General features: G+C 67.4%; 17 protein-coding genes. 10 read left to right on the top strand and 7 right to left on the bottom strand.

Annotated features, from left to right (window positions below; genetic code table 11):
* Nucleotides 1-204: 204 nt before the first annotated feature.
* Nucleotides 205-2,145, top strand: coding sequence for a transthyretin-like family protein (locus tag Rhe02_RS10270; RefSeq protein WP_203907897.1), 1,941 nt, complete (start codon nt 205-207; stop codon nt 2,143-2,145).
* 24 nt (nt 2,146-2,169) lie between these two features.
* Here Rhe02_RS10270 and Rhe02_RS10265 read toward each other — a convergent pair whose 3' ends face one another.
* Nucleotides 2,170-3,036 (bottom strand): PaaX family transcriptional regulator, encoded by an 867-nt coding sequence (locus tag Rhe02_RS10265; RefSeq protein ID WP_203907896.1) that lies wholly within the window; start codon nt 3,034-3,036, stop codon nt 2,170-2,172.
* A gap of 100 nt (nt 3,037-3,136) precedes the next feature.
* Between Rhe02_RS10265 and boxC the strand changes: the two genes are divergently transcribed.
* From boxC to Rhe02_RS10245, 4 genes are read left to right on the top strand one after another with little or no spacing between them, the layout of a single operon-like run.
* Nucleotides 3,137-4,792, top strand: a complete 1,656-nt coding sequence (boxC, locus tag Rhe02_RS10260; RefSeq protein WP_203907895.1) for a 2,3-epoxybenzoyl-CoA dihydrolase — start codon at nt 3,137-3,139, stop codon at nt 4,790-4,792.
* 2 nt (nt 4,793-4,794) lie between these two features.
* A complete protein-coding gene (gene boxB, locus Rhe02_RS10255) occupies nt 4,795-6,213 on the top strand; it encodes a benzoyl-CoA 2,3-epoxidase subunit BoxB (protein ID WP_203907894.1) in 1,419 nt (472 codons plus the stop codon).
* Nucleotides 6,214-6,232: 19 nt separating this feature from the next.
* Nucleotides 6,233-7,756 carry a benzoate-CoA ligase family protein gene (locus Rhe02_RS10250; protein WP_203907893.1) on the top strand — a complete coding sequence of 508 codons (1,524 nt, stop codon included), beginning with the start codon at nt 6,233-6,235 and terminating at the stop codon, nt 7,754-7,756.
* A 50-nt stretch (nt 7,757-7,806) separates the two neighbouring features.
* Complete coding sequence (locus Rhe02_RS10245) at nt 7,807-9,948, top strand: transporter substrate-binding domain-containing protein (protein ID WP_203907892.1); 2,142 nt, start codon at nt 7,807-7,809, stop codon at nt 9,946-9,948.
* 68 nt (nt 9,949-10,016) lie between these two features.
* On the opposite strand, the gene Rhe02_RS10240 is transcribed toward Rhe02_RS10245, so the two are convergent.
* The gene (locus Rhe02_RS10240) at nt 10,017-11,435 is read right to left on the bottom strand and encodes a M14 family zinc carboxypeptidase (RefSeq protein WP_203907891.1); all 1,419 of its coding nucleotides are present in this window, start codon (nt 11,433-11,435) and stop codon (nt 10,017-10,019) included.
* Between the two features lie 179 nt (nt 11,436-11,614).
* Between Rhe02_RS10240 and Rhe02_RS10235 the strand changes: the two genes are divergently transcribed.
* Nucleotides 11,615-12,019 carry a nuclear transport factor 2 family protein gene (locus Rhe02_RS10235; RefSeq protein ID WP_203907890.1) on the top strand — a complete coding sequence of 135 codons (405 nt, stop codon included), beginning with the start codon at nt 11,615-11,617 and terminating at the stop codon, nt 12,017-12,019.
* Nucleotides 12,020-12,031: 12 nt separating this feature from the next.
* On the opposite strand, the gene Rhe02_RS10230 is transcribed toward Rhe02_RS10235, so the two are convergent.
* Complete coding sequence (locus Rhe02_RS10230) at nt 12,032-12,634, bottom strand: DUF2625 family protein (RefSeq protein ID WP_203907889.1); 603 nt, start codon at nt 12,632-12,634, stop codon at nt 12,032-12,034.
* A gap of 116 nt (nt 12,635-12,750) precedes the next feature.
* Here Rhe02_RS10230 and Rhe02_RS10225 point away from each other — a divergent pair, with 116 nt between their 5' ends.
* Nucleotides 12,751-14,073 carry a glycosyltransferase family 2 protein gene (locus Rhe02_RS10225; RefSeq protein WP_203907888.1) on the top strand — a complete coding sequence of 441 codons (1,323 nt, stop codon included), beginning with the start codon at nt 12,751-12,753 and terminating at the stop codon, nt 14,071-14,073.
* Between the two features lie 20 nt (nt 14,074-14,093).
* On the opposite strand, the gene Rhe02_RS10220 is transcribed toward Rhe02_RS10225, so the two are convergent.
* On the bottom strand, nt 14,094-14,966 hold the full coding sequence (locus Rhe02_RS10220) for an SRPBCC family protein (RefSeq protein WP_203907887.1): 873 nt from the start codon (nt 14,964-14,966) through the stop codon (nt 14,094-14,096).
* On the bottom strand, nt 14,966-15,595 hold the full coding sequence (locus Rhe02_RS10215; RefSeq protein WP_203907886.1) for an ArsR/SmtB family transcription factor: 630 nt from the start codon (nt 15,593-15,595) through the stop codon (nt 14,966-14,968). The genes Rhe02_RS10220 and Rhe02_RS10215 overlap by 1 nt, the downstream gene beginning before the upstream one ends.
* A gap of 121 nt (nt 15,596-15,716) precedes the next feature.
* Here Rhe02_RS10215 and Rhe02_RS10210 point away from each other — a divergent pair, with 121 nt between their 5' ends.
* A complete protein-coding gene (locus tag Rhe02_RS10210; RefSeq protein ID WP_203907885.1) occupies nt 15,717-16,436 on the top strand; it encodes an ABC transporter ATP-binding protein in 720 nt (239 codons plus the stop codon).
* Between the two features lie 2 nt (nt 16,437-16,438).
* The gene (locus Rhe02_RS10205) at nt 16,439-18,904 is read left to right on the top strand and encodes an ABC transporter permease (RefSeq protein ID WP_203907884.1); all 2,466 of its coding nucleotides are present in this window, start codon (nt 16,439-16,441) and stop codon (nt 18,902-18,904) included.
* 174 nt (nt 18,905-19,078) lie between these two features.
* Here the strand turns inward: Rhe02_RS10205 and Rhe02_RS10200 are convergent, their stop codons facing one another.
* Together Rhe02_RS10200 and Rhe02_RS10195 are read right to left on the bottom strand one after the other, a co-directional pair.
* Nucleotides 19,079-19,744 carry a response regulator gene (locus Rhe02_RS10200; RefSeq protein ID WP_203907883.1) on the bottom strand — a complete coding sequence of 222 codons (666 nt, stop codon included), beginning with the start codon at nt 19,742-19,744 and terminating at the stop codon, nt 19,079-19,081.
* On the bottom strand, nt 19,741-20,889 hold the full coding sequence (locus Rhe02_RS10195; protein WP_203907882.1) for a sensor histidine kinase: 1,149 nt from the start codon (nt 20,887-20,889) through the stop codon (nt 19,741-19,743). The genes Rhe02_RS10200 and Rhe02_RS10195 overlap by 4 nt, the downstream gene beginning before the upstream one ends.
* 48 nt (nt 20,890-20,937) lie before the next feature.
* On the opposite strand from Rhe02_RS10195, the gene Rhe02_RS10190 reads away from it, so the two are divergent.
* On the top strand, nt 20,938-21,963 hold the full coding sequence (locus Rhe02_RS10190) for an alpha/beta fold hydrolase (protein ID WP_239123631.1): 1,026 nt from the start codon (nt 20,938-20,940) through the stop codon (nt 21,961-21,963).
* Nucleotides 21,964-21,995 lie beyond the last annotated feature (32 nt).

Raw genomic sequence — 21,995 nt, 5'->3', positions numbered from 1 at the left:
ACGCATAGATGGCCGCCACGTTACGAACCGGCCCGCCGAAAGCCGTCAGTTTTCGAGAATCCGAGCGTGATCAACACGGATCTGAACCGGCGCTGTCGCCTAGCGGTCAGCCTTGGGATGTATCAGACGGTCTTTCAATTCGCTCATTCCCGCGTGGCTCGGCGAGATCCGACCGGCCACTCCCACAGGGAGGAGCAAGGATTCATGTTGCCCAACAGGTTCACCAGCCGCGCCATCGCGGCTCTGACGGCACTATTCATCGGAGCGGCAGGCGGCGCGGCCGCGACCGGCATCCCGGCCATCGGCGCGCCGGGCGGGTCTGGCGTCGGCAATCCGACCCAGCCGGGCGTGGTGCCGACCGCGGCCGTGCCCGCCGGTGTGAAAGCGGCCCAACCGGTTCGGCCGAGCGGGCAGGGCATCACCGCCGCCACGTTGCCGGCGTCCACCCGGATCGCACGCGCAGGCATCGACGCCGCATGCGACACCCGGGTCAAGGGCAATTTTTCCTACCTGGACCAGAACGCGGTCTGGCACAACTTGATGAACATGCAGGTGCAGGTCTGGGATGTCGATCCGGAGACCGGCGACGATCTGCTCGCGGCCGCCGTGACCGACTACTTTGGCAACTACAACATCTGCTTCGACTCGGCGTCCGAAACCGCACCGGACACCGGCACCGCCGATGTCCGCGTCAGGTTCGTCTCCGAGGTCTCACAGTGGCGCGTGGGCTCCGACGCCGGCCCGTACATGTTTCAGACGGGCACCATCGACGACGTAAAGCCCGGCGCGGTCCTCGACATGGGCAGCCTGACCACCGGTGCGCCAGGCCTTCACCGGGCGCTGCACGCCTACGACATCGTCGACTTCACCTGGCTGTGGATCCCGAAGCCGGTCAACGGCTGCTTCGACCCGAAGGATGCGGTGTGCCGGCAGATGCGGATCCGGTGGACTGAGGATTCGGTCGACGGGCCGTACTACGCGGCCGACACCAATACGGTGCGCCTGGCCGCGACCGACCCGGACACCCCGATGGCCGTGACCCGCGAGCTCGCCAACTCGCTCATGGACGACGTCTACAACGACGCGATGCCCGCGACCCCGAACTGCGCCCCGCACACCGTCACGATCGCCACGTCCACCGGCTGTGCCTGGGTGGAGGGATTCGCCCACTGGTTCACCGCCACCATGTACAACGACCCGTTCGTGCGGCTGCCCGGCGGGACGTCTCTCAGCCTGGAGGGCCAGCGTTGGGGTGACGGCTGGGGCGAGACGGACGCGTCCGAGTTGCGGGTGGCCGGGGCGCTGCTCGACATCACCGACACCGGCAACGAGACGTTGTGGGATCGGGCCGGTGAGGGCTGGTCGAACATCTGGTACACCTTCACCCATCACGTGAGCAACACGTTCGCCGAGTTCTGGGCCCACCGGGCGACCGACGAGTTCAACGTCGCCGAGACCGGGGCGATGGCCTGCCTCTACCAGAACGCCATCGACTACCAGTTCCGCGACCCGCTGACCGACTACACCACGCTGGCCCGGCCACCCGCGGTGCCGTCGCACAACTTCCAGTACCGGACGACAAGCGTTTACTGGTCGGCGGTCGCGTTGCGGCCGGCAGCCGGTGCCGACCACGACCTCTATCTCTTCGATGACCGGGCGCAGACCGCCAGTCTGGGCGGGAGCTGGTTCGGCGGGTCCACAGTGGACATTGTCGCGGTGGACACCAACCGCCGCCCGATGGGCGACTACTACCCGCAGGTTCGGCTCTGGGGCGGTGCAGCCGATTACCAGATCCAGCTGGCCCAGGGCCCGGCTGTCCTGAACCCGGGCAACAGCAACATCCTCGCCATGAATGCTTCGAGCATCGTGCAGGTCATGGACACCTCACTGAGCGCCGGTGTCCCGGTGACCCTGCGAGTCACCCCATCCAACATCGGCCAGAACCCGGAGCTGTTCCTCTTCGGCAGCGACCCGGCCGACCCGAACACGTTCGTCCGCTCCCGGGGACAGGCCCTCGCCTCGTCGACCGCCGGCGGGCCGGGCGCCGCCGAGACGATCACCTTCACCCCACCCCGCAGCGGCTGGTACGGCGTGGTCGTGATCAACGCCGCCGGCGCGGGTAACTACACGATGACCCGAATCTAAAGACGAGCAAGTGCCGGGGACGCGCTACCCGCGCGTCCCCGGCACGATGGTTTCGCGCCATTGAGCGGTGGCGTCGGCGCTCCATTTGGCGTGTTGGCGGCGAAACAGCGCTGCCGCCCGAGCTCCGCTCCAGCGTTCGGGCAGCAGCTCGGCGGGCAGGGCCGGGTCGATTTGCGGAAACCGCCGCCAGGCGTGGACGAGCTGGATGACGCGGACCAGCCGATCCCGGGAGGGCTGGCGGGCGTACTCGACGAGGAACTCCTCGTAGCGTTCCTCAATCGCCTCGAGATCCCACGCCTGGCGGATCATCGTGGCGAGTTCTCCTCCGCCGTGCCGTTCGGCCAGGAAGATCTGGGCGTCTTTGAGAAGACCAGCCTCGTTGAGTACCCGCTGGGCCTCGGCAACCCGATCGAGGTGGGTGCTGATCCACACGCCGGGTGCGGGGCTGCCGAATCCGGCCCAGGTGAGCCGGGTGCGCAGCAGGTGACGCGCGGAGCGTTCGGTCTCGGGCACCCGGACCAGGACCAGCAGCCACCGCCCGTCCCAGCCGACCTGCCGGCCGGCGAAGGAGTAGATCCGCTCGGCGCCGTCGGTGAGCAGCTGGACCGCACTGTCGCTAAGCGACCACAGGGTGCGCCGGCCGTGTCGGGCCGAGACGAGCCAGCCGTCGGCGGCCGTACGGGCGAGGGCCTGCCGGGCGGCCTTCTCCTCGATGTCCAGCCGGCCCAGCACGTCGATGATCGCCGCGGTGGGGATGGGCCCCCGATGCGGCAGGGCGAACTCGCCGAGCACGGTGAACAGCAGGCCGCGGGCTCCGTCGGCACCGGCCGCATGCCGGCGCGACATGGTCGGGGATCCCTCGCCGACGGCGTCTGCGGTGGTCGGCGTCATGGCCCCATGCTACGGGCGCGGCATCTGCGACAAAATATTGATGTACTTGCAAATCTTTGTAGAATTTAGGGGTCACGGCCCGACCCCGGCAGGAGAGGCGATGCAGGTCGAGTTCCGCACCCACCCGTCGCGCTACCGCCACTGGCGGCTGAGCATCGACGGTCCCATCGCCACCGTGGCCATGGACGTCGACGAGCACGGTGGCCTGGTGCCCGGCTACGAGCTCATGCTCAACTCCTACGATCTGGCCGTCGACATCGAGCTCTACGATGCCGTGCAGCGGCTGCGATTCGAGCACCCCGAGGTCGGCGCGGTCGTGATGACCAGTGCCAAGGAGCGCATCTTCTCCTCCGGCGCCAACATCCGCATGCTGGCCGCCGCCCCGCACACCTGGAAAGTGAACTTCTGCAAGTTCACCAACGAGACCCGTAACGGCATCGAGGACGCCTCAGCCCACTCCGGCCAGACCTGGATCGCCGCCGTCAACGGCACCGCCTCAGGCGGCGGCTACGAGCTCGCTCTGGCCTGCGAACACATCATGCTCGTCGACGACCGCTCGTCGATGGTGTCGCTGCCGGAGCTGCCGCTGCTGGGCGTGCTGCCCGGCACCGGCGGGCTCACCCGGCTCGTCGACAAACGGCATGTGCGCCGCGATCTGGCCGACTACTTCACCACCAAGGCCGACGGTGTTGGTGGCCGCCGGGCGGTGGCCTGGCGTTTGATCGACGAGGCGGTCCCCCGCACCCAGTGGGCATCCACAGTGGACGCACGCGCAGCGCAGCTCGCCGCCCGGTCCGCCCGTCCGGCCGGGGCGGGCATCGAGCTGGCCGAGCTGGAGAAGACCCGAACCGACGACACCATCGCCTACCGCCACGTGCGGGCCGTGCTGGACCACGACCGCGGCTGCGCCGAGATCACCGTGTCGGGGCCAGCCTGTGCGCCGCCCGCCGACGCGGCCGGCCTGCACGAGCAGGGCGTCGCGTTCTGGACCCTGGCGATGACGCGGGAACTCGACGACCTCATCCTCGACCTGCGTACCAACGAGACCGAACTGGGCACCTGGCTGCTGCGCACTTCAGGCGACCCGGCGCTCGTCCTGGCCCACGACGCGCTGCTGCTCGACAACGGCGCCGATTGGCTTTCCAACGAAATCATGTTGTACCTCAAACGGACCCTCAAACGCCTGGACGTGACCAGCCGCAGCATCCTGGCGCTGATCGAGCCCGGCAGCTGCTTCGCCGGTTCGCTGCTCGAGCTGGCGCTGGCCGCCGACCGCTCCTATCACCTGTTCGGCCTCTTCGAAGACGGCCCGGCCGGCACGTCGCCGGCCGCGGTCACGGTCGGGCCGATGAACCTGGGCGCGCTGCCGATGGGCAACGATCTGACCCGGCTGCAGACCCGCTTCTTCGGCGACCCCGAGGCGCTGGCCGCAGCCGAGGCGGCCGTCGACATGCCGCTGGAAGCCGAGGCCGCCGAACGGCTCGGGCTGGTGACCTTCACGCCCGACGACATCGACTGGGCAGAAGAGGTGCGCATCGCCGTCGAGGAGCGGGCCAGCTTCAGCCCGGACGCGCTGACCGGCATGGAAGCCAACTATCGCTTCGCCGGCCCGGAGACCATCGAAACCAAGATCTTCGGCCGGCTCTCCGCGTGGCAGAACTGGATTTTCCACCGCCCCAACGCTTCCGGGCCCGATGGCGCCCTGCGCAAGTTCGGCACCGGCCAGCGCGCCGACTTCGACCGAAGGCGAGTGTGAGCATGACCGCCGGCGATTACAGCGAACGCATCCCCAACAACGTCGACCTGCGCGAGGACCGCAGGCTACAAAGGGCTTTGGAGTCGTGGCAGCCCAACTTCCTGGACTGGTGGCAGTTCATGGGACCGACCCTGCCCACCCGCGACGTCTACCTGCGCACCGCCATCAACGTCGGCCGCGAGGGCTGGGCCCACTTCGGCCACGTCGCCATGCGCGACTACCGGTGGGGAATCTTCCTGGCCGACCGCAAACCCGATCGGCGTATCGGTTTCGGCCAGCACAAGGGCGAACCCGCCTGGCAGAAGGTGCCCGGCGAGTACCGCGCCGAGCTGCAACGGCTCATCGTCATCCAGGGCGACACCGAACCGGCGTCGGTGGAACAGCAACGCAACCTCGGCGCGACCGCGCCCAGCCTCTACGACCTGCGCAACCTCTTCCAGGTCAACGTCGAGGAAGGCAGGCACCTGTGGGCCATGGTCTACCTGCTGCACGCCTACTTCGGGCGGCAGGGCCGCGAGGAGGCCGACGAACTGTTGCGCCGCAACTCCGGCAGCGAAGAGTCACCGCGAATCCTGGGCGCTTTCAACGAGGAGACACCGGACTGGCTGTCGTTTTTCATGTTCACCTATTTCACCGACCGCGATGGCAAGTATCAGCTCGGAACCCTCAAGGAGTCCGCTTTCGATCCGTTGTCGCGTACCTGTGAATTCATGCTCAAGGAAGAAGCCCACCACATGTTCGTCGGCACCACCGGCATCGACCGGATCGTCGAGCGGACCGCGCAGCTGATGGTGGAAAACGACACCGACGACGTCGGCCCCTACGGCGCGATCCCGCTGCGCACGATCCAGAAATACCTCAACTTCCACTACTCGGTCTCGCTGGACCTGTTCGGGTCCGAGACGTCTACCAACGTGGCCAACTACTTCACCGCCGGGCTCAAAGGCCGCTGGTCCGAGGAGCGACGCAGCGACGACCACCGTCTCACCAACGACTCGATCATGGTGGACACCGTCACCGACGAGGGCCAGATCGGCTACACCGAGGTCGCCGCGCTGGTGGGGCTCAACACCGATTTGCGCCGCGAGTACATCGGCGACTGCCAGATCGGCCTCCAGCGCTGGAACAGGATCCTCGCCGAAGCTGGCCTGCCGCAACGGTTACAGCTGCCGCACATCGCTTTCAACCGCCGGGTCGGAACCTTCGCCGGCATCGAGTCCACACCCGACGGTCAGCTGCTGTCCACCGAGGAATGGCAGCGGCGCATGGGCGAATGGCTGCCCACCGACGTGGACAAGACCCATGTGCGGTCGTTGATGCGGCCGGTACACGAACGAGGAAAGATCGCCGCCTGGATAGCGCCGCCGCGGCAAGGCATCAACGGCAAACCCTTCGACTACGACTTCGTCCACCTCGCCTGAGCCGGAAGACGGTGCCGCCATGACTGAACCGTTCAACGCCAGCACCTACCTGCTCGACCGCCACCTTGCCACCGGCGACGGCGACCGCGTCGCCCTGACTGGCAGCGCCGGCACGCTGACCTATGCCGAGCTGCACGATCGCACCGTGCGCACCGCAGGCGGCCTGCGCGACGCCGGCCTGCTTCCCGAGCAGCGCCTGCTGATGGTCATGGCCGACGGCCCCGACTTCGTGACCGTCTTCCTGGCGGCGCTGCGCATTGGAGCCGTGCCCGTACCGGTTTCCACCATGCTGCGCGCCGATGCGCTTACCGAGCTGCTGCTGGACTCACGGGCCGCGCTGGTGGCGGTCACCGCCGAGTTCGAGCAGCTGGCCGCCGCCACCGGCACCGAAACCCCCATCGCCGGCCCGGCTCGGCTCGCCGAGCTCGCCGCCGCAGACCCCAGCCACACCGTCTACCCGACCGATGCGGACTCCCCGGCGTTCTGGCTCTACACCTCCGGCACCACCGGCAAACCCAAAGCGGCGATGCACCGCCACGGCGCCATCCGCGTCGTGTGCGAAACCTACGGCGCGCAGGTGCTGGGCATCCATCGCGAAGACCGCTGCCTTTCCGCGGCCAAGGCATTCTTCGCCTACGGCCTGGGCAACTCCATCCTGTTCCCGCTCGCGGTGGGCGCCACGGCCGTCCTCGAACCCACACCGTCCAAACCGGACACTCTCGCCGAACGCGCCCAGCAGTTCGGCGCCACGTTGTTCTTCGCCGGACCGACCTTCTTCGCCAACATGCTGCGAGCCGACCTGGCAGCTGACGCCCTCGCCGGTGTTCGCCTGGCCGTCTCCGCCGGTGAACCCCTGCCGGCCGAGCTCTACCGCCGCTGGACCACCCGATTCGGCATCGACGTCATCGACGGCATCGGCATGACCGAGATGCTGCACATCTTCTTGTCCAACCGCCCCGGCCAGGTGCGCCCCGGCACCACCGGGGTCGCTGTACCCGGCTACGACCTGCGCATTCTCGACGACGATGGCCACGACACCCGCACCGGTGTCCCGGGCACCCTGTTCGTGCGCGGCGACTCGACAGCCACCGGCTACTGGGCCCGCTATGCAGCCTCACGCCAGGTGTTCCAAGGCGAATGGCTGCGTACCGGCGACACCTATGTCCTGGACGCGGCCGGCTACTACACCTGCCTCGGACGGACCAACGACATGCTCAAGGTCAGCGGCATCTGGGTGGCACCGGCCGAAGTCGAACACCGCCTGCTGGCCCACCCGGCGGTGGCCCAGGCCGTCGTCGTGGGCGCTCACGACAGCGATGGCCTGGAGAAACCCGTCGCCTTCGTTGTACCGTTCCCCGACGCCACCGCCACCGAGGAGGAGCTGATCGACTTCTGCCGCGACGGCATCGAGTCGTTCAAACGCCCCCGCCGCGTGGTGTTCGTCGACGCCTACCCCACCACCGCCACCGGCAAGGTCCGCCGGGTCGAGTTGCGTGACACCGCACGGCGAGTGCTCGACCCGGACACCAGCACGGTAAAGTGACCTAGTTGGCCTGTCCGTTGATCAATGGGGATACCGTGGCGAGCACAACTATGGGGCAAGTGCTGCTGAAACAGCGCGTCTTTGTGAGCCATACCGCCGACATGGCGGACTATCCCAGGGAGGTCTCGTATGTGCAGGCCGTGATTGCCGCGGCCAACCGAGCCGGGCTGGTGCCGGTGGACATGAGTCACTTCCCGGCGCGCGAAGGCAAACCCGTCGACTACTGCCTCGAGAGGGTGCGCGAGACCGAACTCTACGTCGGTGTTATCGGGTTCCGTTACGGCAGCCTGGTTCCGGGCACCACGATTTCGTTCACCGAAGCGGAGTTTGATGAAGCCGGAATCGCCGGCCGGGAACGATTCATCTTCTTGCTGGACGACAACGCCCCGATCCCGACCAGCCTGGTCGACCCGGATCGGCGCAACGTGGAGGCTTTCCGCCGAAAGCTGCGAGACAACGCCAACGTGATCGTGGCCACCTTCGATACCGTTGCCAAGCTGGAGTTGGAGGTGCTTCACGCCTTCACCAGCTATTTGCAGCGAACGGGCGCCGCCACCCTCAACGGTGGCATCTCAGCGGAAGCAAACAGCGCCGACGAGGCGTCCTACATGGACCGCGTGGCGAAGGCGACCTACTTCAGCTCACGACGGGTAGCGGACTTCCGGGCAAAGATGCTGCCCGACATCGCCGGTAATATACCGCAGTTGATGGAGGCGGAAGAGTTCCTGCAGCAGTCAAACTTGTATCGCGACGGCCACCTGACCAACGCCGGGGTTCTGCTTTTCGGCGAAGACCCCGAGGCTGTCATGCCACACGCGATGGCCCAATGCGCAAGGTTCGACGGTCTGACGAAGACGTCTCCACTGGAAGCCAGAAACATTCGCGGAACGGTGCCGGAGCTCATCGAGCAAGCCCGTGAATTCGTTGCGGCGCAATGCCTGCGGGGCCAGGCGCCGAGCAGCACCGATGCCTACGCCGGACACGTCTACGACCTTCCCATGATCGCCGTTCGGGAAATCATCGCGAATGCCTTTGTGCACCGCGACTATGAGCGGACAGACTCGTGTGTCCACATCAGAGTGTTCGCCGATCGCGTCGAGGTGGTCAACCCGGGAACTTGGGGATATCCGCAAACCGTGCCGGACGGCAAGTACAAGCTGCACCAGCTCATCCAAGAACCCAGCAGACGCAACTTCCGGCTCGCCACGGTGCTGCGCTGGTCCGCGCTGGTCGAAGGCGAGGGCACCGGCGTCATCCGGGCCATCGAAGACAGCAAACGCTCCGGGGTGCCGGAGCCATCGGCGACCTTGGCGAACAATCTGGTCACCGTGACGGTGAGCCGTCAACAGCACAAGCCACCAAACCGATGGCTGCAGTACCGCCGCCGGCTTCCGTTTGCGGTCGCCGGGCTCGCCCTGAGCGTCGTTCTGGCCCTTCTTGTTGTTCCGACGTGGTTCGCCCCCGCTCCCCCGGTCTTCGGCTCAACCGTCAACATAGGAGTTTATTCATCCTCACCCGGATGGAGCAGCCAGGATCAGGCCGGCGGCCGCAGCGGTTTCGACTACGACTTGGCCAACTGGCTTGGCCAGTATCTAGGTTTCACCCCGGTCTTCGTCGATGTCACCACCTCGTCCCGCGAGAGCAAGCTGCAGACCGGTCAGGTATCGCTGGTGATAGCGAACTACGTCATCACCGACAGCCGCCGCGAACAGGTGGACTTCGCGGGCCCTTACATGATGACCCCGCAGGGTCTCCTGACCAGGGCCAGCGACCAGGCGAATTACCGCGATCTTGCCGACGTCACCGGCAAGACGATCTGCGCTGTGGCCGGCACCGTCTCGCAGCAAATCCTGCCGGCCGGCGTCGCGGTCAAGGCCCAGTCCACTAGAGATCAATGCCTGAACGACCTGCGAGTTGGCAGGGTCGATATGGTCACCTCCGACCAGCTGCTCCTCTACGGCCTGCAGCGCACCAACGGTGACCTGTCCGTTTCGGATCTCAGCTTCGGGCCTCCGGTGCGCTACGGCGTCGGGCTGCCTAAAGGCGACATGAGGAAATGCCGGGTCATCACCGATGCACTCAAAGCCTTCATGGACAACGGTTACTGGGACGCGATCTTCGCCAAGAACCTCCCCGGTATCGCCCCACAAAACTACAAGCCCAATTCCGCGGTACTCGACGTATGCCGCTGAACACTGGGAAAGCAGCCGCCGCCGCGAGCCTGATGCTTGAGTGGCTCGCGACGGCGGGTGGGTGCCGGTTAGGCGTAGGGTGCCGCGGCCTTGCCCGCCGCGTACATCAGCATGGGTTGTAGTTTGGGCCAGAAGGTACTGGTCTGGCAGGAGTAGGCGGGAAGGAACCCGCTGCAGCTGCCGCTGTTGGGGCCGATCTCCCACGTGAAGCTGGGCGTGCCGAGCTGGTCGTAGATCCAGTCATCGCTGGTGCCCGAGGCGTTGTAGAGGACATCGCCGGGCTGGCCGGATTGCCAGCCGCTGCCGGCCAGTGTCCTGATCTGCGTCGCCATCGCGCGCAGCTTGGCGTCGTTGCCGGTACGCACGGAGTTGCTGAAGCCCCACGGGAAGAGCACCAGGTTGGCGTAGGAGTGCAAGGTCACGAAGATGCCCTTGGTGTTCGCCGATGCGGCTGCGGTGTCCCCTGTCCCACGCGTGTCCGCAAAGAGACTGCGCTGCAACGCTTCCAACGCCCGGGTCTCGGTCTCGGAGTCGGCGGCGGTGCCGCGGTAGGTCTGCGCGCAGCGGTTGGTGGAGGTGCTCGCCCCGCCGTAGTGTGAACCGGCGTTGCGGTTGAGGTCCACACCGGACTGGCTGCTGCCGGTCAGGCCGCAGTTGGTGCCGCCCACGTCGTCACCGTTCTTGCGCTGCAGGAATGGCGAGTTGCCGCCCTGCTGCACGATGTCCACACCGTCCGGGTTGGCGATCGGGATGACCCACAGCTCGGTGGTGTTGAGCAGGTTGGTGACGGCCGGTACGACACCGTAGTTGTTCACCAGATAGTCGATCCAGCGGTAGGCGACATCGCCGGTGGTGAGCTCGCGCGCGTGGATCTGCGCCATGAGCAGGAAGCGTGGTTTGGGGGCGCTGGTCGAGCGGGCACAGTCACCAGAACTGATCTTCGTGATGCAGATAACCCGCAGGTCGTAGCCGCCCCGGTTCTGGGTCTTGCGCCACGACTGGCCGTAGGTGTAGACCGTGGCCAGATCGGGCCGGGCCGCCGCCACTGCCGCCAGGTGGGCATACTGGGCGTTGACGGTGCGGTAGCCGCCGTAGAAGGTCTCCTCGGCTAGAGCGTTGAAGCCCTCGGTGAGCAGGGTCGGCTCGTCGGCTTGCCACCGGCGGGCCACCGGTGTCCACTGTGGAGTCTCAAGCACCTGCTCGATGACGGCCGGGAATCCCGCGGCGCGCATCTTGTTGCCGGCGATGCGGTCGCCCATGACGAACAGGTCCTGCCCGTCGCGGCCCTCGAGCACGTCAAGGTCGAGGGCGAGCAGCTTTTCGGTGGCCGCGCCGAGTGGGGCGTTGACGCGGTAGACGTAGGTCGGCCCCTTGGCGACCGGGCCGGCGGCGGTCACCGACGATCCGGACGCCGGGCTTAGCAGCAACGCTGCTGCAAGGAGGGCGGTGGCGGTCGTGAACGCGACCGCGTAACGATTTCGGGACATCGATGGATCTCCTTGACTGGAGGTCGGGTTCCCTTGTGGGGGTTCACGAACGCTACCATCGACATATTTCCAATTCCACTGGCGACGATCCCGTCGCATCATCTCGCGTTTTCAAGTACTTGGCGGCGCGGTACGAAAAATAGGCAACGGGCCGGCCGGCGCGGGAGCTAGACTGGAGAGTGGCTTTGACGCATAAGGAAATCTTCGAACGGTACATCTACGCCGGCGCGATCTCCCGGAACCCGGAAGCGATCGCCGCAATGTTCACTGAGGACGGCGTCTACGAAGCGCCCCTCGCCCCCGACGGTCATCCGCTGCATCGGCCTCTGGTGGGCCGCGACGCGATCCGGGCCGGAATCAGCCTGTACCACCAGCAACCGACCTATCAGGGCACGGTGAACCTGCAACGGACCACCGTCGTCCTCCACGACACCGCAGACCCTGACGTCTTCATCGCCGAGATCGACGTCGCCTTCGACGAAGCCGACGGGCGGCGCACGACCATGTCGCTCGTGCAGATCTTCCGCCTGCGCGACGGGCAGATCGCCATGCTTCGCGACTACTTCTCGGAGCTGCCGAGCTGAGTGCTACCACCCTCAAATTTCGATGCCGCTGTTAAATTCGAGCAGTTCCTTGAGGGGGATGACATCGCGAGACACGTGGTTCAGATCCTTGCCCTCCACAGTCGATGGCGGCGGAAAGACGTGTATGCCCTGATCGAGCCGGGCCGCCGCCGATTCGGCTTCCCAGCCTGTCCAGCGCAGCGAGCTGTAGAACTCTGTCATCGCACCGCTGAGCATGGCGTGAAGCCAATCGGCGTAGCCTCGCTCGAGATCCTCGTACTCCAGAGTGTCCAGGGCGAAGTAATGAATCGTGGGTGGCGCCCCAGGCTCGGCGGCCGTCCACGTGAAATGACCGCCCAACACGTCGTAGGCCACCAAAACCAGGCCCTGCTCCGGCTTGGACGCGGACACCACGTCGGTCTGCAGGTCGGTTCCGCTGCCGAGCACCCGCAGCCAGCCGTGATCGATCGTTAGCCCACCGCTGTTGAGGGTCACCGCACCCAGCCACGAGCGCTCCGAGATTTCCAGCCGCGCCAGGCATTCTCGCGCACGGCTCGGATCGGCCGGCAGCACCTGCACCGGGTAGGGCGCCGCGCCTACACACTCTATGATCTCGTCCCACGCCGACTCCGCCACGCACGGATCTTAGCGGATCATCTGATTGATTGATGCCGATCAGGCTCACACAATGTGGGAGCGATCCCACGCCGGTGTCGCCCGGAGCGCCGGGTCGATAGAAGGGGCCGAGGCGGATGTTGAGCATTGCCATGGCGGCCTACAACAATGGCTTCATCCTGGAGCTCACCCTCGAATCGCTGACCCGCCAGACTCTGCCGGTCGACGAGTTCGAAGTCATCGTCGCCGACGACGGATCGCAGCCGCCGCTTGCCCCTGTGGCGCAACGGTTCGCCGACCGGCTGCCGCTGGTGTGTCTGCGGCACGAGCCGAACCGGGGCCGGGCCTATGCCCGCAACCGGGCCATCGACGCCGCCCGGGGCGAGGCGGTGCTTTTCCTCGACGCGGACAGCTACGCCCACCCAGATTTGTTGCGGCAGCACCGGGACTTTCACCGCCAGCGCGCCGGGCGACCGGGTGTTCTGCTGGGCCGGCGGTACGAGATCGACTGGGCGGCGCTAGGAGCGCTGCGGGCGGGCCGGATCCCGCAGCCGCCGCTGGTCGGCGAATACCGCGACGATCAGCGCGACTACATCTTCGCCTCGCCGTACAGGCGCCGCGACTGGGTGAAGGTGCCCTGGGTCTATGCGTTCACGCACAATGCCTCGGCGGATGTGGCGACGCTGCGAGCTGTCTCCGGTTTCGATGAGCTGTTCGTCGGGTGGGGCGGCGAGGATCGCGAGCTGTTCTACCGGGTGTTCCATTGGTACCACCGCGATGGTGAAGTGTTCGCGATCAGCGATGACGCGCTGTGCTACCACCTGCCGCACCATCGGGCCTGGCCACAGCTGCTCGGCGAGCTGCTCGCCAATCACAAGGTCATGCTCGCCCGCCATCCCCGGTACGACATGGAGCTGGTCGGGGCGGTGCTCGGTCATTCCAGTCAGCTCACCAAGCGCATCATGTGGTACGACGGGGCGATCGAGGCCTGCCGCGAGCTGGACCTGGGCCGGCCGTCGATCCTGCCAAGCCGCTTGGCCGATGCGCTGTCGGATGACCCGGGTGTGCTGATAGCGCTGGGAGCCGCCAAGCTCGCCCGTCACCGCGATGGGGTCACCTGTGACTACGACGCCCCGCTCACCGAGTCCAACTCTCATCTCGCGCTGATGAAAACGGCATTTCCCGACCAGCGTTTCACCAGGGTGGTCAATGTGGATCTGTGGCGCTTCCTCACCCCAGACGACCTGGGGGGCCACCTCAACGAGGCGCTGCGGGTGTCGCCTCAGGTGGATCTGGTGGCGACCACCTGCTCGCTGCGGGCCGAGCAGATGCTCCCGCTGCCGTTCATCGAGGACCTGGAATACCTTCAGTGGATGCTCGCGGCGCATTTCGAGGTCGTCGTCGCGCACACCGGCGCAGCCACCGTGCTCACGGTGCGGCGCGGCCCGGCGAAGTCGTAGAAATCGCCGGGCCGCAGCCACTAGTTGCTAGTCAGCAGTCCGTCCGGGAGGCCTTCGAGCTGTGTCTCGACCGCAATGGGGCGCCAGTTCTTGATTTCGTGGTAGCGGCGCAGCTCCGCCAGGCCGGACAGCGCACCGAGCCAGCCGTCGTAAGGCGGCTTTGCCTCGTCGAATCCACTGTGGACAAACGTCAGCTGGGTGCGGCCTTCCGAATCGGCCAGTTCCCAGGTCTGGACCATCTCGCCCCAGTCGATCGACATCGAGTGCCCCGGCTGGATGTCGATGATGCGCGCGGGGTGGGGGTTGGCTTCGAAACCGCCCATCGCCCAGCGGCCGCCCGGCTTCAGCTCGGCTTCGACCATCACGCCGGACCATCGGGAGAACTGCTCCGGCTCGGTCAGCGACTCGTAGACCGCCAGCCGATCGGCGTCGATCAGCACCTCGTGGCGCAGCACCGCACTGGTGAAGTCGCACAGCGCCAAGGGTTCGCGCCCCTCGGCGTAGTCGGCCAGGTTCGCCAGGACCAACGCCCAGTAGGTGTGCATCAGGCTGCGGTCGCCCGGCGTGGTCAGCATTTCGGGCCAGCCCGGCACCTCGGTCTGGGTCAGCGTCAGCAGGGTCGATCCCGACTCGGCGATCAGTCCAATCTCGACGGCGGTGGTGACGCCGTCGAGCTCCCAGTCGAAGCGCAGCGAGTTGTCGTCGGAATGCTTCAGGTGCTGGTGCGGCGCTTTGCCGTCGGGGGTGAAGCGACCCCAGAACTGGTACCGGTCGGGCAGACTCACCTCAGCATGTTCGGCGAGCCAGACCTGCAACGCCGCCGGGTCGGTGAGCGCACGGCGTACCTCGCCCAGCGGGGCAGCGATCCGGATGCTCTTCTTCATTGTGGCCATCAGTTTTCTCCTTGCAGACTTTTGTCTTGTACGTCGTGGGGCCGGTCGGGATAACAGGCGACGGCGAGTTTGAACGCGTCGCCTTCAGCGCCGCCGTATCGGGTGAACAGGTCTTGCAGGGCAGCCTTCAGATCGGCCATGAATTCGGCGCGACGCTCAGGTCGCACCCGGATCTCGCCGGAGACGCCCAGCGAGGGCAGGTCCGGCTCGTCGGCGTGGCGCCGGGTGGCTCGGCGAGACGCTTTTTGGGCCGCTTGGCGGTGCAGGACGGCGACGTCGGATTGGACCTCCTCCATGAGGTCGAGGAGGTAGCCGAGGCTGGCCTCATCGCGTTGCTGGCGCTGGCCGATCCGGCCGACCAGGCGCGGCGAGAGCCAGTAGGCGCGCGCGCTGGCCTGGTAGACGCCCTCGTTGATGCCGCGCACCCGGCGCTCGGCGACCTGCGTGGCGAGGCCGTGCTCGACAAGCCGCTTGACGTGGTAGTAGACGCGCTGCTGGGTCTGGTCCAGGCGAGTGGCGAGCTCGGTGCAGGAGGCAGGCTCGGCCAGCTGCCGCAGCACTTCGATGCGTTGTGGTTTGAGCAGCGCCTCAGCCTGCTCGACGCGCTCCAGGTACATCAGATCGCTCATCACAAAAATAATCCTGTACGCAAAAAATGTTTTTGTCAATCGCGTACGACTTGAGTCGTACGCGAGATGCAGCCTTGAAGTGGACGCGGCCTGTCCCCCGCCCTCACTACCGTCGGCGAACATGACGTTGTCTGTGACCGGCTTGACGAAGGTGTACGGAGCGGGTGACACCGCCGTTCGCGCGCTGGACGGCGTCAGTGTCACCTTCGGGCAGGGGCGGTTCACCGCCATCATGGGCCCCTCCGGGTCGGGCAAGTCGACGCTGATGCACTGCGCCGCCGGGCTCGACACGGTCACCGGCGGTTCCGTGCTCCTCAACGATCAGGACCTCACCAAACTCAGCGACACCGCCCTGACCCGGTTGCGGCGCACCCGGATCGGGTTCGTCTTCCAGTCGTTCAACCTGCTGCCCACGTTGACGGCGAAGCAAAACATCCTGCTGCCGCTGGAATTGGCCGGGGCCAAGCCGGATCCGCGGTGGATGACAACGGTGATCGACACCCTCGGTCTGGCCGACCGGCTCGGGCATGTGCCGAGTCAGCTTTCAGGTGGGCAGCAGCAGCGGGTGGCGTGCGCGCGGGCGATGCTGCCGCGTCCGGATGTCATCTTCGCCGACGAGCCCACCGGCAACCTCGACTCCCGGACCGGGCACGAGTTGCTGGAGTTCTTGCGGCGCAGTGTTCGCGAGCTCGGCCAGACCATCGTGATGGTGACGCACGACCCCCACGCGGCCGCCTACGCCGACCGCGTCGTGCTGCTGGCCGACGGGCGGATTGTCGACGACATCGAGAACCCGACCGCCGACGCGGTGCTGGGCCGGCTGCGGACGCTGGGAGTCTGACGATGTGGCGGTTCACCTTCGCGTCCCTCACCAAGCACGCAAGGCGGCTGGTGGCCACGACGATGGCCGTGGTCCTCGGCGTCGGCTTCACCGCCGGGACGCTGATTTTCGGCGACACCGCCCAGGCGGGTTTCGACGAGACGTTCGCGCGGACAGCGAAGAACGTGGACGTGGTGGTGCTGGCCGGCGACCATCCGCTCACCGCCGAGCAGCTGCGGGCGGTGTCCGGTGTCGGCGACGTCGACCACGCCGAAGGCCGGATGGCGGCCTCGCTGCCGATGCTCGGCTCGAGCGGCAGGCCTTTGCTCAACAACGGCCGTTCTGGGTACGCGGTCTCCGTCGCCGAAGACGAGAGCCTGCGCGGTTTCGACCTCGACGGACACGCGCCCGCCGCCGGGGAAGCCTTGCTGGACTTGGAAACAGCCGCCCACGAACATCTGTCGATCGGCCAGAGGATTCAGGTGCTCGACAAGTCGGGCGCCATACAGTCGTACACCATCTCAGGCCTGGTGGATTTCGGTGTGTCGAAGAAGTACTCCGGGCTCAGCGTCGTCGGGCTCCCGCAGGCGGAGATCACGCGGCTCACCGGGGAAAGCGGGCTGGAGGAGATCGTGGTCCGGGCCCGGCCCGGCACCGATCAAAATGAGCTGGCCCAACGGGTGCGGTCGGCGCTGGCCGACGGCGTGACGGTCAAGACCGGTGCCCAGCGCCGCACTGACCTGGCGAACGAGGCGACCTCGGTGGCCACCCAGTTCACCTTCATCCTGCTCATTTTCGGCGTGATCTCCCTGGTCGTCGCCATCTTCGTCATCTACAACACCTTCGCGATCCTGCTCGCCCAACGTGTGCGCGAGACGGCTCTGCTGCGGTGCATCGGCGCGACGCGGCGGCAGATCTTCGGTGCCACCCTGCTCGAGTCGGCCGCGATCGGGCTCATCGGCGGGGCTTTCGGCGTTCTGGCCGGGATCGGGATCAGCTATGGGCTGCCGCTTCTGCTCAACAACGCGCTGCACTCCGGGGTGCCAGATCATCCGGTGGTGGTGCGTGCGGCGCCCGTCCTGATTGGACTGACGCTCGGCGTGGTGGCGACGATGGCTGCCGCGGCGATTCCGGCGCTGCGGGCCACCCGGACCAGGCCGCTGGCCGCCCTGCGGGACGTGCCGAGCGCGGCCACCACCAGCCGCCGTTCCAAAGTGGTGCGGGCCATCGTCGCGCTGGCCGCCGGGGCGGTCGGGGTGTTCATCACCGTCCGGGGTGGACAGACCGACGACTCCGAGACGGCCACGTTCATCGTGGTGGGTGGCGGTGTCGTGGTGTTCCTTGGCGTGCTTGCCGCGTCGCCGCTTTTCATCGGGCGGCTCACGGCTCTGGTCGGGCTGCCCGCCGGTCGGCTCGCCGGGCCGCCCGGGCGGGTGGCCGTCGCCAACGCCCGCCGCAATCCGGGGCGGACCGCGGTCACCACCGCTTCCCTCATGATCGGTGTGGGGCTGATGGCCATGTTCAGCATGCTGCTGGGCAGCATCAAGGAAACCGCCAAAGACCAGCTCTCAAGCCACTATCCGGCCGACTACATGGTCGCCGCGGTGCGCGACGGCAAGACCGGGGAGCCGGGCCGGATTCCGATGGCCTACGCCGACCAGCTCAAGGGGCACAAGGAACTCGCCACCGTGGCGACCATCCGGAGCGCGAAGGCGAACGTCGACGGCAAGGTGCTGCACCTGGGCGCCATCGACCATCCGGAACTGTTGCCACAGCTGCCGGGAGGGCTCACCGACGGCGCGATCGTGGTGGACGACAAGCAGCCCGACCCGAACCTGCCGTCGCTGAGGACACTGGCCGCCGCGGACACCACGATTCCCGGCGCGGGCCGCTTCGACGGCATCGTGACCTGGAGCCAGTTGGAGAAACTGGCCGGCCCCGGCGACGGCAGCCTTGTTCTGGTGAAGGCGGCCAGCGGAGTCAGCCCGGTCGAGTCCAGAGAAATCCTGGATCGTGTCGGCTTGGCGTATCCATTGACCGTAGTGAATAGTGTCGCGGATCTGTCCAGCGGCCTGGAAACTGCGGTGAACGGCTTGCTCGGGCTGTTTGCCGGCCTGCTGGGCACCACGGTTCTGATCTCCTTGTTCGGCATCGCGAACACGCTGTCGCTGTCGGTCATCGAGCGGACCCGCGAGTCGGCCACATTGCGTGCGCTGGGGCTGACCCGAGGCCAGCTGCGCGGGATGCTGCTGGCCGAGGCGCTGCTGATGGGCTTGGTCGGCGCCCTGGTCGGGATCGTTTTCGGCCTGGTGTACGCGCCACTGGTGCTCCAAGCCGCATTGCGTGACGTGGTGCCCGTCATCGTGACGCCATGGGACTGGCTGGCCGGGCTCGTCCTGCTGGCCGCCGCGGCGAGCTGCCTGGCCGCAGTGCTGCCCGCCCGCCGGGCCGCCCGCGGCGCCATCGTCGCCGCCATGGCCGACCGATAACCGCGCGGGCCATCGTCGCGGCCATGACCGACGCGGGTGGCCGCGCGGGCCACCGTCACGGCCTCGGCCGACGCGGGTGGCCGCGCGGGCCACCGTCACGGCCTCGGCCGACGCGGGTGGCCGCGCGGGCCAACGTCGCGGCCTCGGCCGACGCGGGTGGCCGCGCGGCGAGGCCTAAGCGGGCGGGCGGACGAGGCCGGATTCGTAGGCCAGGACAACGATCTGGGTGCGGTCGCGCAAACCCAGCTTGGTCAGCACCCGCCCGATGTGGGTCTTCACGGTCGCCTCGGCGACGACGAGCTTCGCCGCGATCTCCGCGTTCGACAGGCCCTGCGCGACCAGCAGCACGACCTCGCGTTCGCGTTCGGTCAACGTGGCCAGCCGCGGGTCGGCGGTCGCGACGACGAACCGTCCGGCGAAGTGGTCGAGCAGCTTGCGCGTGACCCGAGGGGCGACCACGGCGTCGCCGGCCGCGACGGCGCGGATCGCGCCCAGCAGCTCCTCCGGCGGGGCGTTCTTGAGCAGGAAGCCGCTCGCGCCCGCCTGCAGCGCGGCGAACGCATCCTCGTCGGTGTCGAACGTTGTCAGGACAAGCACTTTCGGCCCGTCCGGCAGCTCGGCGAGCTGACGTGTGGCGCTCACGCCATCGAGGATGGGCATGCGGATGTCCATCACCACGACATCGATCGGCTCGCCGCGGCGGGCAAACTCGCTTACCTGAGAAATGGCGGCCGCACCGTCTCCGGCCGATCCGGCCACCTCGATGTCGGGCTGCGAGGACAGGATCATCTCCAGCCCGGTCCGTACCAACGGCTGGTCGTCGACAATGAGCACCCTCATGCGGCCACCGCCGCCGGCAGCATGACGGGCAACGGCAGCGATGCGCGTATCTGCCAGCCACCGGCCGGCGCCGGACCGGCCAGCAGCGTGCCGCCGTGCACGCCGACGCGTTCGCGCATCCCGGTCAGGCCGTGCCCTTCGTTGTCGAGCAAGCCGCCCCGGCCGGTGTCGGTGAGGATGATCACGACCTCGTCGCCGTCGCGGCGCAGATCCAGGTTCACGGCAGCGTCCGGTCCGGCGTGCCGCAGCACATTCGTCAGCCCTTCCTGAACGATCCGGTAGACCGCAAGCTCGACCGCGGGAGCGTCCACCGCCCCGAGCCCGTTGGCCACCGTGACCTTCAGTCCCGCCGAGCGGGCTCCCTCGACCAGCGGATCCAACTCTGCCAACGTGATTGGGCGGCGGCTGGGCGACCCGTCGGCGCTACCCCGCAGCACACCCACCAGCCTGCGCATGTCTTCCAGCGCGGCGCGCCCGGTCTCGGCCACGGTCGCCAAGGCCTGCCGTGACTTCTCCAGATCGGCGTCCAGGGCATACCGGCCGCCGTCGGCCTGCACGACCATCACCGCGAGGCTATGGGCGACAACGTCATGCAGCTCACGGGCGATCGCCGCCCGCTCGTCGGCCACCACGATCCGGGCCAGGTGCTCGCGCTCGCGCTCCAGGCTCGCCGCACGTTCCTCCAAGCCCGCGACATAGATGGCGCGCTGTCGCACCGTGTAGGCCATGAGCCAGATGCCGCCGCAGACGCAGACGTAGAAGAGCGCGAGCTGCCACCAGGCGCCGCTGGCATGCCGCATGATCTCGATGGCGATCCCGATGGCCACGACGCCACCGGCGATCAGGCCGCCGCGCAAGGTCCGGGAGTACTTGACGGCGCTGTACATGCCGATGAGCACGGCAACGTCGAACGGGAGCGGCTCATAGCTCAACGGCCAGAACAGAACCTGCATCAGGGCCAGCACCGAGATGACACCCATGCTCCACAGCGGGCGGCTGCGCCGCACCAGCAGGGCGGCCGCCATGATCATGCCGAGCCACGCCAGCGAGCGAGGCGTCTGCCGAAGGAGAATCTCCAGGGTGGCCAGGCCGGCGACGCCCGCCGCGACGAGCGCGTCGAACGCGAGCGACCTCCGATTACGCATGCCCGCCAGCCTAACCGCGCCGTGGGTGGCCGCGCTTAGAATGGCGGCGTGGGTCAGCGCATCGCGATGGCGACCTCGCCCGCGGGCACGCGGATCGGGTATGCGGTGACCGGATCCGGGCCGCCTCTGGTGTATGTGTCAGGTTGGCTCAGCCATCTCGAGCTCAGCTGGGCGTTGCCGGCCGAGCGGGCCTACTACGAGGCGCTTGCCGATGGACGCACGCTGATCCGGTACGACAAGCCGGGCTGTGGGCTCTCCTCGCCAGCCAGTTCGGCGCCTTATTCGATGGCACTGGAGATCGAGGCGTTGCGGACGGTGATCACCGCGGCCAAGCTGGATCGCTTTGAACTGATGGGTGCTTCGCTCGGGGCGGCGGTCGCGGCCACGTGGGCCGCCGATCAGCCGTCGACCGTGTCGAAGCTGGTGCTCTACGGCGGCTGGGCCTACGGCCTGGAGGTCGCCAGCCCGCAGATCCAGCGGCACGTACTCGGCCTGGTGCAAGAGAATTGGGGCCTGGCCACCGACCTGCTGGCCGACATCTTCGCGCCCGACGCCGACGCTGCCACCCGGGCCGCGTTCACCCACTACCAGCGTGAATCGGCCACTCCCGAAACCGCCGTCGCGATGCTGGAGATGGCCTACGGCGTGGACCTGCGCCCGATCCTCGGCCAGATTCACGCACCGACTTTGGTGATACACCGATCCCGGGACAGGGCAGCCCCGCTCGCGCAAGGACGACGGCTGGCCGACGCGATAGTCCCGGCCCGGTTTGAGGAGATCGGTGGCCGATCGCACCTGCCCTACATCGGCGACGCGGCCACGCTGACCCGCACGATCCGCCGGTTCCTCGGCCTGCCCGCCCGGCGTCGGGGGGTGCTGCCGGCCCTGACCGCCCGGCAGCGCGAGGTGGCCGCGCTCATCGCGCAGGGCTGCACGAACCGCGAGATCGGCCAGCGGCTGGGAATCGCCGAACGTTCAGCGGAAGCTCACGTCGAGCGGATCCGGCTGCGCATGGACTTCCGGTCGCGGGCGCAGATCGCGGCCTGGTACGTCGCGACCGGTGGACCTAACTGAGGTATTTTCCGGCCTGTGCCGCGGCCGTCGCG

It is taken from the genome of Rhizocola hellebori (assembly GCF_016862955.1).
GTDB classification, from domain to species: Bacteria; Actinomycetota; Actinomycetes; order Mycobacteriales; family Micromonosporaceae; genus Rhizocola; species Rhizocola hellebori.
The sequence above is the reverse complement of the archived record's forward strand: the minus strand, read 5'-3'. Positions and strand labels throughout refer to the sequence as shown.